Origin of the sequence: Streptomyces sp. NPDC021224, assembly GCF_044332905.1 — a bacterium.
In the GTDB taxonomy this organism is placed as follows: domain Bacteria; phylum Actinomycetota; class Actinomycetes; order Streptomycetales; family Streptomycetaceae; genus Actinacidiphila.
The window spans coordinates 44,242-58,396 of sequence record NZ_JBIRPW010000003.1; the positions used below are offsets into that span (position 1 = coordinate 44,242).

Annotated in this window: 10 protein-coding genes; 7 read left to right on the forward strand and 3 right to left on the reverse strand. The window is 73.3% G+C overall.

Annotated elements, in window-relative coordinates; translation table 11 throughout:
• Nucleotides 1-25: 25 nt before the first annotated feature.
• Complete coding sequence (gene hflX / locus ACH4PY_RS08870) at nucleotides 26-1,522, forward strand: GTPase HflX (protein ID WP_398177745.1); 1,497 nt, start codon at nucleotides 26-28, stop codon at nucleotides 1,520-1,522.
• A 105-nt stretch (nucleotides 1,523-1,627) separates the two neighbouring features.
• Here hflX and ACH4PY_RS08875 read toward each other — a convergent pair whose 3' ends face one another.
• The gene (locus ACH4PY_RS08875) at nucleotides 1,628-2,794 is read right to left on the reverse strand and encodes a trypsin-like serine peptidase (protein WP_398177747.1); all 1,167 of its coding nucleotides are present in this window, start codon (nucleotides 2,792-2,794) and stop codon (nucleotides 1,628-1,630) included.
• 225 nt (nucleotides 2,795-3,019) lie between these two features.
• Here ACH4PY_RS08875 and ACH4PY_RS08880 point away from each other — a divergent pair, with 225 nt between their 5' ends.
• The 5 genes from ACH4PY_RS08880 to ACH4PY_RS08900 all read left to right on the forward strand — a co-directional run bounded on the left by ACH4PY_RS08880 (nucleotide 3,020) and on the right by ACH4PY_RS08900 (nucleotide 9,684).
• On the forward strand, nucleotides 3,020-4,414 hold the full coding sequence (locus tag ACH4PY_RS08880; protein ID WP_398179254.1) for a diaminobutyrate--2-oxoglutarate transaminase: 1,395 nt from the start codon (nucleotides 3,020-3,022) through the stop codon (nucleotides 4,412-4,414).
• 55 nt (nucleotides 4,415-4,469) lie between these two features.
• Nucleotides 4,470-6,329, forward strand: coding sequence for an IucA/IucC family protein (locus tag ACH4PY_RS08885; RefSeq protein WP_398177750.1), 1,860 nt, complete (start codon nucleotides 4,470-4,472; stop codon nucleotides 6,327-6,329).
• Nucleotides 6,330-6,369: 40 nt separating this feature from the next.
• Entirely contained in the window at nucleotides 6,370-7,092 is a 723-nt protein-coding gene (locus ACH4PY_RS08890; RefSeq protein ID WP_398177752.1) for a GNAT family N-acetyltransferase, read from the forward strand.
• Between the two features lie 70 nt (nucleotides 7,093-7,162).
• Nucleotides 7,163-8,929 carry an IucA/IucC family protein gene (locus ACH4PY_RS08895; RefSeq protein WP_398179257.1) on the forward strand — a complete coding sequence of 589 codons (1,767 nt, stop codon included), beginning with the start codon at nucleotides 7,163-7,165 and terminating at the stop codon, nucleotides 8,927-8,929.
• Between the two features lie 320 nt (nucleotides 8,930-9,249).
• Nucleotides 9,250-9,684 (forward strand): FHA domain-containing protein, encoded by a 435-nt coding sequence (locus ACH4PY_RS08900; RefSeq protein ID WP_398177755.1) that lies wholly within the window; start codon nucleotides 9,250-9,252, stop codon nucleotides 9,682-9,684.
• 4 nt (nucleotides 9,685-9,688) lie between these two features.
• Here the strand turns inward: ACH4PY_RS08900 and ACH4PY_RS08905 are convergent, their stop codons facing one another.
• Together ACH4PY_RS08905 and ACH4PY_RS08910 are read right to left on the reverse strand one after the other, a co-directional pair.
• Nucleotides 9,689-10,882: a serine/threonine-protein kinase gene (locus tag ACH4PY_RS08905; protein ID WP_398177758.1), complete on the reverse strand. Its 1,194-nt coding sequence runs from the start codon at nucleotides 10,880-10,882 to the stop codon at nucleotides 9,689-9,691.
• A complete protein-coding gene (locus tag ACH4PY_RS08910) occupies nucleotides 10,879-12,057 on the reverse strand; it encodes an FHA domain-containing protein (RefSeq protein WP_398177761.1) in 1,179 nt (392 codons plus the stop codon). Before ACH4PY_RS08910 ends, ACH4PY_RS08905 begins: the two co-directional genes overlap by 4 nt.
• Before the next feature lie 102 nt (nucleotides 12,058-12,159).
• Here ACH4PY_RS08910 and ACH4PY_RS08915 point away from each other — a divergent pair, with 102 nt between their 5' ends.
• On the forward strand, nucleotides 12,160-14,130 hold the full coding sequence (locus tag ACH4PY_RS08915; RefSeq protein WP_398177764.1) for an ATP-dependent DNA helicase: 1,971 nt from the start codon (nucleotides 12,160-12,162) through the stop codon (nucleotides 14,128-14,130).
• Nucleotides 14,131-14,155: the final 25 nt, after the last annotated feature.

The following is a 14,155-nucleotide window of genomic DNA, read 5'->3' on the forward strand; positions in this document are numbered from 1 at the left end:
CACAACCGCGCTACCAAAGGATCAGATGACCTCCTCTTTTTCTTCCTCCACGAACGATCGCCAGCGCCTCGCCGAAAGCCGTCGGGCCGACGCCCTGATGGAGGAGGACGTCGCCTGGAGCGCGCGGATCGACGGAGAGCGGGACGGCGATCAGCTCGACCGTGACGACCGTGCCTCGCTGCGCCGGGTCGTCGGGCTCTCCACCGAGCTGGAGGACGTCACCGAGGTCGAGTACCGGCAGCTCCGCCTGGAGCGCGTGGTGCTCGTCGGGGTGTGGACCTCCGGAACGGTGCACGACGCCGAGAATTCCCTCGCGGAGCTGGCGGCGCTCGCCGAGACCGCGGGCGCCCTCGTCCTGGACGGTGTCGTCCAGCGTCGCGACAAGCCGGACCCGGCCACGTACATCGGCTCCGGCAAGGCCAACGAGCTGCGGGACATCGTGCTCGAAAGCGGCGCGGACACCGTCGTGTGCGACGGTGAGCTCAGCCCCGGCCAGCTCATCCACCTCGAAGACGTGGTCAAGGTCAAGGTCGTCGACCGGACGGCGCTGATCCTGGACATCTTCGCCCAGCACGCCAAGTCCCGAGAGGGCAAGGCGCAGGTCTCGCTCGCGCAGATGCAGTACATGCTGCCGAGGCTGCGCGGCTGGGGCCAGTCGCTGTCGCGGCAGATGGGTGGTGGCGGCTCCGGCTCGTCCGGCGGCGGCATGGCCACCCGTGGTCCCGGTGAGACCAAGATCGAGACCGACCGGCGGCGCATCCGCGAGAAGATGGCGAAGATGCGCCGGGAGATCGCGGAGATGAAGACCAGCCGCGACCTCAAGCGCCAGGAACGCCGGCGTCACAAGGTGCCGTCGGTGGCGATCGCCGGCTACACCAACGCGGGCAAGTCGTCGCTGCTCAACCGGCTCACCGGTGCGGGCGTCCTGGTGGAGAACTCGCTGTTCGCCACCCTCGACCCGACCGTACGCCGTGCGGAGACGCCCGGCGGGCGGCTCTACACCCTCGCCGACACCGTCGGGTTCGTCCGGCATCTGCCCCACCACCTGGTGGAGGCTTTCCGCTCCACGATGGAGGAGGTCGCCGACGCCGACCTGATCCTGCACGTGGTCGACGGGTCGCATCCGGCGCCCGAGGAGCAGCTGGCGGCGGTCCGCGAGGTGTTCCGCGACGTGGGCGCGCTCGACGTGCCGGAGATCGTCGTGGTCAACAAGGCGGACGCGGCCGACCCGCTGGTGCTCCAGCGTCTGCTGCGCAACGAGAAGCACGCCATCGCGGTCTCGGCCCGTACGGGCCGGGGCATCGCCGAGCTGCTGGAGATGATCGACGACGAACTGCCGCGCCCTGACGTCGAGGTGGAGGCCCTGGTGCCGTACACCCACGGCGGCCTGGTCTCGCGTGTCCACGCCGGTGGTGAGGTCCTCTCCGAGGAGCACACCGGCGACGGAACGCTGATCAAGGTACGGGTCCACGAGGAACTGGCCGCGGAGCTCGCTCCGTTCGCCCTCGCCGTCCAGCACTGAGCCGGGCGGTGCCCGCCGCCCGGCCGGGTGCCTCCGCACAAGGGCAACGTGTAAGGGGCGCGTCACCATGGTGACGCGCCCCTTACCCTTCCGCCGTCCGCCGTCTCAGCTGAACTTGGCGACCACCGAGTCGTAGACCTTCTTGGCGTCCGCGCCCAGCCGCGGGCCCGCCAGCCAGGTCGCCGTCACCGGGCCGATCGAGGTGTTGCTGACCAGCGCCGTCGTCCCGTCGGGCTTCGTGGCGAACCAGCCGCCGCCCGACGAACCGGCCGTCATGGTGCAGCCGATGCGGTATTCGGTCGGCTGCGCGGAGTCCAGCGACAGACGTCCCGGCTTGTCCGCGCAGTTGTACATCCGCTGGCCGTCGTACGGCGGGGCCGCGGGGTAGCCCCATGCGTCCAGCGTGCCGACCTGAGCCGTCGCCGGGGCGTCGAACCACACCGGCACGGCCGAGCCGACCGTCTCCTCGAGGGACTTGCCGCCCTTCTCCGGAGTCACGTGCAGCACCGCGAAGTCGTACGGCGACCCGCTGCCGCCCTCCTCGGCGCCGGTGTCGATCCACTGCTGCGAGGTGGCCGCGCCGTCGGCCCAGAAGACCCCGTAGGGCGCGAGCACGTCCCGCTTGGCCCCCTTCAGCGCCGCCGCGCTCTGCCCCTGGTCGTTGTAGGCGGGCACGAAGGCGATGTTGCGGTACCAGCCGCCGTCCGCCCCCGCGTGCACGCAGTGGCCCGCCGTCCACACCAGGTTGGACTTGCCGGGGTGCGCCGGGTCCTGGATCACGGTCGCCGAGCAGACCATCGACCCCTTGGGGCTGTCGAAGAACAGCTTCCCGACGTCGGGGGCATTGCGGTGGTAGGGCGTGGCCACGGACTTGGCGATCACCGGGGTCGGCGTCCGGTCCGTCTGCCCCTGGTCGGCGGGGACGTCGGCCGGGACGTTCTTGTCACCGGGGTCGGCGCCCTTCATCCGGTCGTCGTTCCACAGCCCGTCGATCACCGGATTGACGAAGTCGGCCGCCTTGCGCAGCCATTGGGCCTTGTCCCAGTTCTTCCAGGCGCCGCGCTTGTACGCCTCCTCCCACTTCTTGAGGTCGGAGACGCTGGTGGGAAGCCCGGTGGGGAGGGAGAGGTCGAGTTTCTGCTTGGCCGTCACCGTCCGGGCGGGTGTGGGCTTGTTGTCGCCCCCGTCGTCCGACGAATCGCACGCCGCCGCCGTGGCGACGAGCACCACGGTTGCTGCGACTGCCAGGAACGGCCGGCCTATCGATGACATGAACGTGAGCCCCCTGCGGAGTCGGCGTGCCGGAGGATCGTCGCACGTCCGGCACGGGTGGCGCCTCGGACAGGCCACCGGTGTGAGGGACGGTCACCCCGCGCCGGACGGTTCCCGCCGGGAAAGATCTGAGTGCGGGCCGTGATCGGTCCGTCACCGCGTCGTTAGTACGGAAGGGGGACGACCGAACAGCAGGCGAGTCGGAGGAGACAGCGCGTGGCGGCCATTTCCAGCGTGCCGGGACAGCTCACGGCGCCGGCCGACGACTTCACCGCCGCCGAGGGGATCCTGCGCAGACAGGCGCAGCGCGAGTCGGCGGCCCGGACGTACGCGCGCGCCCTGCCCGTCGTCCCGGTCCGCGCCCGCGGGATGACGGTGGAGGGCGCGGACGGCCGCCGCTACCTGGACTGCCTGTCGGGGGCGGGCACGCTCGCGCTGGGCCACAACCACCCCGTGGTGCTCGAAGCCATCAGGGGCGTCCTCGACTCGGGAGCGCCGCTGCACGTCCTCGACCTGGCGACCCCGGTGAAGGACGACTTCACCACCGCCCTGTTCGACACCCTGCCGCGGGAGCTCGCGGAGCACGGGCGCATCCAGTTCTGCGGCCCGGCCGGGACGGACGCGGTCGAGGCGGCCATCAAGCTCGCCAGGATCGCCACCGGCCACGACGGGCTGCTGGCCTTCTCCGGCGCCTACCACGGCATGACGTCGGCGGCCCTGGCCGCGACCGGCGACACCGCGGTACGCGCGGCCGTACGCGGGCCCGACACGCAGGTCACCCGGCTGCCGTACCCGTACGACTACCGCTGCCCGTTCGGTGTCGGCGGTGACCGCGGCGCCGAACTCGCCGCGCGCTGGACCGCCCACCTGCTGGACGACCCGAAGGGGGGCGTGCAGGCGCCCGCCGCGATGCTGCTGGAGGCGGTGCAGGGCGAGGGCGGGGTCGTCCCCGCGCCCGACGGCTGGCTGCGGCGGATGCGGCAGATCACCGCGGAGCGCGGCATCCCGCTGATCGTGGACGAGGTGCAGACCGGCGTCGGCCGGACCGGCACCTTCTGGGCCGTGGAACGCAGCGGCATCGTGCCGGACGTGATGGTGCTGTCCAAGGCCATCGGCGGCAGCCTGCCGCTCGCCGTCATCGTCTACCGCGAGGAGATGGACGGCTGGCTGCCCGGCGCCCACGCCGGGACCTTCCGCGGCAACCAGCTGGCCATGGCCGCGGGCACCGCGACGCTGCGCTTCGTGCGGCGCAACGCCCTGCACGCCCGCGCCGACTCCCTCGGCACCCGGATGCTCCGCTCGCTGCGCGAGCTGGCCGCCCACCACCCGTGCATCGGCGACGTACGCGGCCGCGGCCTGATGATCGGCGTGGAACTCGTCGACACCGCCGCGGAGCCCGACGACCACGGCGCCCTGCCCGCCGCGCCGCACCTGGCGGCCGCCGTCCAGCAGGAGGCCCTGCGGCGCGGCCTGATCGTCGAGCTGGGCGGCAGGCACGGCAGCGTCATCCGGCTGCTGCCCCCGCTGACCATCACCGACGAGCAGGCCGAGGCCGTACTCGACCGCCTCGCCGGAGCCCTCGAAGCTGCCCGCGCCGCCGTACCGGGCGCGGCCGCATGACGCAGGCCCCCCGCACCCTCCGCAGCCCCGCGGCCGTCACCAGTGGAGCCCCCGTATGACCGCCCCCGCAGAATCCGGCACGGCCCACGCGGCCGAGCCGACCACCGTGCCGTTCCCGCGCTCGCCGCTCCCGGACACGGCCGCACCCGCGGCGCAGACCGGACCCGACCCGCTGCACCACCCCGACGCCTACGCCGTCGCCGACGCCGCGGGCACCGACAACCTGCTGCGCTGCTGGGTCCGCGAACGCCGGCTGCCCGCCCCCGCGGGCGCCGAACTGCGGATCCCAATGCCAGCCAGCGGAACCGAGGCCCGCGCGGCGGTCCGCCACTGGTCGCCGACCGGCCACCACCGCTTCGGCCCCGTCCGCCCGGCCGCCGGGGGCCCCGCGCTGACCGCCGTCGGCCTGGCCGCGCTGCTCGCCCGGGAAGGCGGCGGCGAGCCCGCGGAAACCGCCGACCTGGTCGCGCGGGTGGCCGACTCGGTCCGCCGTACCGCCGCGTTCGTCACCGAACGGCGCGCACCGGGCCGGTCCGCCTCGTCCGACGACCCCGAGCTGCCCTTCCTCGACTCCGAGCAGGCCCTGGTCTTCGGGCACTCCATGCACCCGGCGCCCAAGAGCCGCGAAGGGCTCGGCGACGCCGAATGCGCCGCCTACTCCCCGGAGACACGCGGCTCCTTCCGCCTGCACTGGCTCGCCGTCGACGCCTCCGTGCTCGCCACCGACTCCGCCTGGACCGAGGGCGGACGGCCCATCGGTGCCGTCGACCTGATCGGCTCCCTCGCCGGGCCGCAGCCGCCCGCCTCCGGTGGCGCCGCCCTGCTGCCGCTGCACCCGTGGCAGGCCCGCGACATCCGCCACCGGCCGGGCGTGCAGGCCCTCTTCGACGCCGGGCTGCTCCGCGATCTCGGCCCGCACGGGGACCCGTGGCACCCCACCTCCTCGGTCCGCACCGTCTACCGCCCCGACGCGCCCGCGATGCTCAAGCTGTCGCTCGGGGTGCGCATCACCAACTCGCGGCGGGAGAACCTGCGCAAGGAACTCCTCCGGGGTACCGAGGTCCACCGGCTGCTGCGCAGCGGTCTCGCCGCCCGGTGGCACGCCGTCCACCCCGGCTTCGACATCGTCCGCGACCCCGCCTGGCTCGCCGTCGACTCCCCGGACGGCGCACCCGTGCCGGGACTCGACGTCGTCCTGCGGCACAACCCCTTCGGCCCCGGCGACCGGGCGCACTGCCTCGCGGGCCTGGCCGCGCCGCGCCCCTGGCCCGCGGACGGCTCCTCCCTCGTGCTGCGGTCCCGGCTGGCCCGCACCGTCGACCGCCTGGCCGCGCGCACCGGGCGACCCGTGCACGCGGTCGCCACCGAGTGGTTCCTGCGCTACCTCGACGCGGTGGTGCGTCCGCTGCTGTGGCTGGACGGGGAGGCGGGCATCGCCCTGGAGGCCCACCAGCAGAACACGCTGGTGCTGCTGGACGCCGACGGCTGGCCCCGCGGAGGGCGCTACCGTGACAACCAGGGCTACTACTTCCGCCGCTCGCACCGCGCGGACCTGGAGGCGCGGCTGCCCGGCATCGGGGCGGAGAGCGACACCTTCGTGGCCGACGAGGTCGCCGACGAACGCCTCGCCTACTACGTCGGCATCAACAACGTCTTCGGGCTGGTCGGCGCCCTCGGGTCGCAGCAGCTGGCCGACGAGCGCGTGCTCCTCGCCGCCTTTCGCCGCTTCCTCACCGCAGTGGCCGCGGAGCACGACGGCGCCGGCCGCAGCGGTCTTCCCGAGCGGCTGCTGAGCAGCCGGGAACTGCGCTGCAAGGCAAACCTGCTGACCCGGCTGCACGGCATGGACGAACTCGTCGGGCCGGTCGACACGCAGTCGGTGTACGTCACCGTGCCCAACCCGCTGGCCGCCTGAGCGCGCGGCGGCCGGGCTGCCGAGGAGAGGAGGAGCCACCGTGCCACCAGCGGACTCCGATACCGAGGACACCCTGGACCTGAGGCTGCCACCGGACTTCCTCGCCCTGCCCGGCGTCCCCGGGAAGGGCGGTCCGGCCACGTCCGCCGGCGTCGCCGCCCACGCCGCCGGTCCGCCGACGGCCCGCGGCTGCGCCCTCGTCGGCCGCGTCGCGGAGTGGGCCGGGGCCGACACCCCCGCGGGGGCCTTCCGTCTCGTGCCCGCCCACGCCGACCGTGACCTGGCCCTGGTCAGCGGATGGATGAACGACCCGGCGGTCGCCGAGTTCTGGGAGCTGGCGGGAGAAGCGGCGCTGACCCGGCGGCACATCGCGGCGCAGACCTTCGGCGACGGGCGCAGCGTCCCGTGCCTCGGCCTGCTCGACGGCCGGGCGATGAGCTACTGGGAGGTCTACCGCGCCGATCTGGACCCGCTGGCACGGCACTACCCGGCTCGGCCGCAGGACACCGGCGTCCATCTGCTCATCGGCGGCGGCGCCGATCGCGGGCGCGGTCTGGGCGGCACCCTGATCAAGGCGGTCGCCGACCTGATCCTGCAGCACCGCCCCGGCTGCACCCGCGTCGTCGCGGAACCGGACATCCGCAACACCGCGTCCGTCGCCGCCTTCCTCGGCGCCGGTTTCCGGCTGTCGGCGGAGCTCTCCCTGCCCGGCAAACGGGCCGCCCTCATGGTCCGCGACCGTGCGCTGCGGCGCGTGCTCTGACCTCCGCCCGCCCCCTCACCCCTCGATCCGTCCCGTCTCGTCCCGTCGGCAACCGGCCCCGCAGGAGTCCATCGTGATCACCACCTCCCCGCCCTCCGACGCCGCAGCCTGGCAGCGAGCGGCCCGGCGACTGCTGGCGAAGATGCTCGCCGAATTCGCCTACGAGGAGGTGATCGCACCCGAGCCCGACCCCGCCGCGGGGCCGACCGCCTACCGGCTGCCGCTCAGCGACACGCTGACCTACCGCTTCCAGGCCCGCCGGGGCGCGTACGGCAGTTGGCAGGTGGACCCGGGAAGCATCGGCCCGAGCGGCGACCCGCTGCACTTCCTCAGCCACGCCCACGAGAGTGTGCTCGGGCTCAGCGGGGACACCACCGGGCACCTGATGCGCGAGATCCTCACGACCCTGCGCGCCGACCAGCGGATCGACGCCGAAGCGCTCTCCGCCGCGGAGCTGGCCGACCTCGACTACGCCGAGCTGGAAGGGCACCAGACCGGGCACCCCTGGCTCGTCGCCAACAAGGGGCGTATCGGATTCTCCGACGCCGACGCGGCGCGCTGGGCCCCCGAGAGCCGCAGACAGCACCGGCTGCCGTGGATCGCCGTCCACCACAGCCTCGCCCGGTACCGCGGTGTCGACACCCTGGCCACCCCCGATCTGCTCTACGCGGACGAGCTCCCGCCGCCCACCCTCGACGCCTTCCACCACGCCATCGCCGATCGCAACCGCAACCCGGCCGACCACCTCCTGCTGCCCGTGCACCCCTGGCAGTGGGAGAACGTCGTCCTGCCGCTCTTCGCGCCCGCGATCGCCGACGGATCCATCATGCACCTGGGCACCGACAACGACCTGCGGGTGCCGCAGCAGTCCGTCCGGACGTTCCTCAACGCCAGCCGTCCGCAGCGGCGTACGGTCAAGCTGCCGCTGTCGGTGCTGAACACCCTGGTGTGGCGCGGGCTGCCCACCGAACGGACCCTCGCCGCGCCCGCCGTCACCGCGTGGGTGGAGGGGCTGCGGTCGGGCGATTCGTTTCTGCGGGACGAGACGCGGGTCATCCTGCTCGGCGAGGTCGCCTCCGTGTCGGTGGCGCACCCGCAGTTCGACCGGCTGCCCACCGTGCCGTACCAGTACCGCGAACTGCTGGGCTGCATCTGGCGTGAGCCGCTCACCGCGTACCTGGAGGCCGGGGAGCACGCCCGTACGCTGGCCGCGCTGCTGTACACCGACCCGGACGGCCGGTCCTTCACCGCGGAGCTGGTCGAGCGCTCCGGGCTGGCCCCCGCCGTCTGGCTGCGGCATCTGTTCGGCGCACTGCTGCCACCGCTGCTGCACTTCCTCTACCGCTACGGCACGGTCTTCTCGCCGCACGGGGAGAACGCCATCGTGGTCTTCGACGAGCACGACATCCCGGTGCGGCTCGCGGTCAAGGACTTCGTCGACGACGTCAACGTCAGCGCGGAGACGCTCCCCGAGCACGCCGCCATGCCCGGCGAGGTCAGGTCGGTGCTGCTGACGGAGAAGCCCGCCTTCCTGACCCAGTTCATCCACTCCGGGCTCTTCGTCGGGGTGCTGCGCTACCTGGCACCGCTGTGCGAGGAGCAGCTCGGGGTGCCCGAGCCCGAGTTCTGGCAGCTGGTACGCGACGAGATCGTCCGCCACCACGACCGCTTCCCCGAACTCAAGGAGCGCTTCGCCGCCTTCGACCTGCTCACCCCGCGCATCGACCGGCTGTGTCTCAACCGCAACCGGCTGCACCTCGACGGTTACCGGGACCGGGCCCAGCGCCCGCACGCCGCCGTGCACGGCACGGTGCCCAATCCGCTGTACGCGCTCTGACGACGGGCCGCGGCACCCCGCGCGCGGAAGATACGATCGCCGCACGGTCGTACCGCGGAGAGGTGAGGGGCGGATGCGCGAGGAAACGGGCGTCGGATCCTGCCCCGAATGCGGCACGCCTGGTTCGTTCGCCGGACAACTGGTGTGCCAGGGCTGCTTCGTGCCCTTCGCGCTGATGGCGTCCGCACATGCCGCGGCCGCGCCGTCCGCCTCCCCGACCGCCGTCACGGAGCGGCTGCCGCCCCCCCCCCGGGGGCGGCCGCCCCCCCCCGCCCGCCAGGCCGGGGCGGCCGCGCCCCGCGGGGCGCGGCAGCCGCTCCGTGACGGCGGTCGGGGAGGCGGACGGCGCCGCCGACCTCGACGCCGAGGACACCGAGCACACCCGCGTCATCAGCGTCGTCCCCGGGACCCCGCCCCGCCCGGCCGGCACCCGTCGCGACGTCGCCCTGCACGTCATGCGCCTGCACTTCCCCGACGGGGAGATCGTCGAGGTGGCGGCCGGCTACTCGATCCGGCTCGGCCGCGACCCGCAGCTGTGCCCGGCCGTCACCTTCCTCGCCCGGCGGGACAACCTCTCCCGAGTCCACGCCTGGGTGGGCGTCGAGACGGACGGCTCGGCCTGGATCACCGACGAGGACTCCACCAACGGCACCTTTGTGCGCGGTTACCGCCTCACACCCAACGAGGCCACGCCCCTGCGGCCCGGCGACACCTTCCGGCTCGCCGCGGACGTGCACGTCAACGTGCTGCCCTGACCGGTCAGCGCGCCGCCCTGACCGAGGCGTAGGCGGCGGTGCAGCGGGCCAGCGGATGGTCGGCGCCCAGGGCCGCCGCGGCGCTCTCCGCCACCTCCTCGAACTGCCGGCGCGCGGCCTGCACGCCGTTCAGGCCCTCCAGAGCGCGGGCCCGGCCGAAAAGCGCGGCAAAGGACGCCGGTTCATTGTCCGCGCCCTGGCGCACGACCTGCTGGCGGGCCTGCCAGTACCGCTCGTCGGCCTCGTGGAAGCGTCCGGCGGACAGCAGTGCCTCGCCCTCCTCGATCAGCGTCCAGACCAGGTGGCGGGCCCCGCGGTCGAGGGCGGTGGGCGTCCGCCGCAGCGCCGCGGGCCGCATCATGGCACGCAGCCGCTCGGCGACCTCGGCCGCGCCCGACGGCCGGTCGGCGGGTTTCTTGGCCAGCAACTGGTGCACCAGGCGGGCCAGTTCCGCGGGGACCTCGGGCCTGCGGCGGACGATCGGCTCGGGTTCCTCGTGCACGTGGAGATATGCGTAGCCGATGTAATTCCCCGCGGTGAAGGGCGGGCCCTCGGCGAGCATGGCGTACAGCACGCAGCCCAGCGAATAGAGGTCCGACCGGGCGGTGACCTCTCCGCCCTGCGCCTGCTCGGGGGCGAAATACGGCGGCGATCCCAGCAGCGCCTGCGGTTCGGTGTAGCGCGTCGCGTCGGAGTCCCGGTGGGTGACCAGACCGAAGTCACAGATTTTGACGACACCGTCCGGCAGCAGCATCAGATTCTCGGGTTTGATGTCGCGGTGCACCAGACCGCGTTCGTGCGCATGCTGCAGCCCCGAGCAGATCTGCGCACCATAGGCGATGACATCCGGCACCGGCAGCCCGCCGCGGTCCAGCAGCACCCGCCGGAAATCCGTGCCGGCGAGCAACTCCATGACGAGAAAAGGCCGTCCCTGGTGCTCGCCCGCGTCGTGGATCGTCGCCACGTTGGGATGGCTCAGCGCGGCCGCGGCGACGGCCTCCCGGCGGAAGCGCCCCTGCCGTTCGCTGCGCTCGATCTCCGCCCACTCGGTGCGCAGCATGAGCACCTTCACCGCGACCCGGCGCCCCAGGCTCTGGTCGACGGCCGCGAAGACCTGGCCGAAACCGCCGCCGCCCAGCAGTTCCTCCAGCCGGTAGCGGCCGTTGAGGACCGTGCCGACAGCCACCTCGCCCGTCACGCGCACCCCGTTCCGTCGATGTCGTGCAACGGCAGCCGCATCATGGTGGGTTCCGCGAGCGCGGCGCCGTCCCGCGGTCCGACCGTACCGTCCGTCGGGTCCTCCTCGAAGACGAACTGTCGCCCGCTCGGCAAGAGTTCCAGCCGTTCGTGCAGCACCACCGACTCACCTCTGCGCAGGGCGCGCACGACACCGTGCGGCAGCGGCTCCTCCGTGTCGTTGCCGGGCAGCCGGCGCCGTACCCGGGTCCCGTTGGCGCTGCGTTCGTCGAGCACGCTCAGCGTCCTGCCGTCGTAGGCGAGCACGACGTGGCTGCGGCTCACCGAGTCGACCGCGGTGTCGTCGATCCAGGCGCCCAGCGCAACCCCGCCGCCCGCGGGCGCCCGGCCCACCGTCACCGGGTCGCCCTCGGTCACCATGAAACGGCCGCGTACCGTCCCGTCCAGCACGACCTTCACCTGGGCGCGCGGGCGGCGCGGACCGGTGTCGGTGAGCGGCAGGCCGTGGGTCGGGCACAGCACCCGGTCCTTGCGGCGGCGCGGCAGCGCGGTGCCGGGCCGGTCGGCGGACCCGAACAGCGGGCAGCCGGGCTCCGGGCACCGCCACTCGCGGCTCAGCACCGCGCGGTGCGCCGCCGAGTGCTCCCAGCGGCGCACGACCCCTGCCTGGAGCAGCAGCCCTTCCTCCTCCTTGCGCGAGACCTGCCACTCCTCGGGCACGGGCATGACGCGCGGGCGCACCCCGATCCGCCCGTCGGGGAGGAGCACCGGGCGCAGGAAGCGGTCGCGGTCGCCGGGTATCCAGGGATAGGCGCGGTGGAAGTCCAGGAAGTTGTCTGCGCTGACCACGCGCAGGCCGAGGGCGTCGGCCAGCTCCAGGATGCGGTCGTCCGCGCGGGGCAGCACCTCCAGCATGCCGTCCGCGTACCACCGGTTCAGGTCCTGCCGTTCGGCCGCGGTGAGGCGGCCGTCCGTGAGCAGCGACCGGTCGGTGATGGCGTAGACCTGGACGGCCGGGTCGCGGGCGAAGCCGGCCAGCGCGTCGAGGAGCCCCGCGAGCCTGCCCAGGTCCGCGGCACGCTCCCCGCCGAGGGCCGGTTCGCGCACGACGTTGGCGACGTCGATCACGTACTCCGCGGCTGAGGTGTCCAGAGTCAGGCGACGCTCGAACGGCATGCGACCAGAAATTAGCACCGCGGGACGGGAGCGGACCCGCGGATGACCGGCTGAGCGCTTCCGGACGGCGTTGTCGGTGGCTGCCCTTAGGCTGGCCCTCCTATGACTGACACGCCACCACCCGCGCTCACCGACCTGCTGCACGCCGCCGTCACCGCCGTCGGCGGGGTGGAGCGGGCCGGTCAGGTCACCATGGCCGAGGCCGTCGCCGCCGCCGTGGACGACAAGTCGCATCTGCTCGTCCAGGCCGGCACCGGGACCGGCAAGTCCCTCGGGTATCTGGTGCCCGCGCTCGCCCACGGCGACCGGGTGGTAGTGGCCACGGCCACCCTCGCGCTCCAGCGCCAGCTCGTCGAGCGCGACCTCCCGCGGACGGTCACCGCCCTGCGTCCGCTGCTGCGCCGCGAGCCGCAGTTCGCGATGCTCAAGGGACGGTCGAACTACCTGTGCCTGCACCGCCTGCACGAAGGTGTGCCGCAGGACGACGAAGAGGGCCTCTTCGACCCCTTCGAGGCCGCCGCGCCGACCAGCAAGCTCGGCCAGGACCTGCTCCGTATGCGGGACTGGGCCGACGAGACGGAGACCGGCGACCGAGACGGTCTGACCCCCGGCGTCTCGGACCGTGCGTGGGGCCAGGTGTCGGTCAGCTCACGCGAATGCCTCGGCGCCACCAAGTGCGCGTACGGCGCGGAGTGCTTCGCCGAGGCCGCCCGCGAGCGCGCCAAGCTGGCGGACGTGGTGGTGACCAATCACGCGCTGCTGGCGATCGACGCCATCGAGGGCACCCCGGTGCTGCCGAGCCACGAGGTGCTGATCATCGACGAGGCGCACGAACTCGTCTCCCGCGTCACCGGCGTCGCCACCGGCGAGCTCACCCCCGGCAGTGTCAACCGCGCGGTGAAGCGCGCCGCCCGGCTGGTCAACGAGAAGGCGGCGGACGCGCTGATGAGCGCCTCCGAGGGCTTCGAGCGGGTCATGGAGCTGGCTCTGCCGGGCCGCCTGGAGCCGATCCCGGAGGATCTGCTGTACGTCCTGGCGGCGCTGCGCGACGCCTGCCGCCTGGTGATCACCTCGCTGGGGGAGACGCGTGACAAGTCCGTCCAGGACGAGGACGCGGTGCGCAAGCAGGCCCTGGCCGCCGTGGAGAACGTGCACGAGGTGAGCGAGCGGCTCGTGACCGCCTCCGAGTACGACGTGGTCTGGTGCGACCGGCACGACCGCTACGGCGCCTCGCTGCGCGTCGCCCCGCTCAATGTGTCCGGCCTGCTGCGCGAGAAGCTCTTCACCGAGCGCTCGGTCGTCCTCACCTCGGCCACCCTCAAGCTGGGCGGCGACTTCAACGGCGTCGCGGCGTCCCTCGGCCTGGCCAAGGAGGGCACCGCGGTCGAGGAGCAGGCGCCCTGGAAGGGCATCGACGTCGGGTCGCCCTTCGACTACCGCAAGCAGGGCATCCTCTATGTGGCCAAGCACCTGTCCGCCCCGGGCCGGGACGCCGGCCGGGCCGACATGCTGGACGAGCTGGCCGAGCTGATCGAGGCCGCCGGCGGTCGTACGCTCGGGCTGTTCTCCTCGATGCGCGGCGCCCAGGCCGCCGCGGAGGCGATGCGGGACCGGCTGAAGAACCCCGTCCTGCTCCAGGGCGAGGAGACGCTCGGCGAGCTGATCAGGACCTTCGCGGAGGACGCGGAGACGTGCCTGTTCGGCACCCTGTCGCTGTGGCAGGGCGTGGACGTGCCGGGAGTCAACTGCCAACTGGTGGTCATGGACCGGATCCCGTTCCCACGCCCGGACGACCCGCTGATGAGCGCGCGGCAGAAGTCGGTCGAGGAGCACGGCGGGAACGGTTTCATGGCGGTGGCCGCCACGCATGCGGCGCTGCTGATGGCGCAGGGCGCCGGGCGGCTGATCAGGGCCTCGGGCGACCGGGGTGTCGTCGCCGTGCTGGACCCGCGGCTCGCCAACGCCCGTTACGGCGGCTTCCTGCGGGCTTCCATGCCGGACCTCTGGTACACGACGGACCGCAACCAGGTCCGCCGCTCGCTCGCCGCCATCGACGCGGCCGCCAAGGTCTGAGCCTTCGGGCCCGCGGGAGAACGGG

Coding starts and splice junctions, on each gene's coding strand:
- hflX (WP_398177745.1), top strand. CDS start 26: ATGACCTCCTCTTTTTCTTCCTCCACGAACGATCGCCAGCGCCTCGCC.
- ACH4PY_RS08875 (WP_398177747.1), bottom strand. CDS start 2,794: ATGTCATCGATAGGCCGGCCGTTCCTGGCAGTCGCAGCAACCGTGGTG.
- ACH4PY_RS08885 (WP_398177750.1), top strand. CDS start 4,470: ATGACCGCCCCCGCAGAATCCGGCACGGCCCACGCGGCCGAGCCGACC.
- ACH4PY_RS08910 (WP_398177761.1), bottom strand. CDS start 12,057: ATGCCGTTCGAGCGTCGCCTGACTCTGGACACCTCAGCCGCGGAGTAC.
- ACH4PY_RS08915 (WP_398177764.1), top strand. CDS start 12,160: ATGACTGACACGCCACCACCCGCGCTCACCGACCTGCTGCACGCCGCC.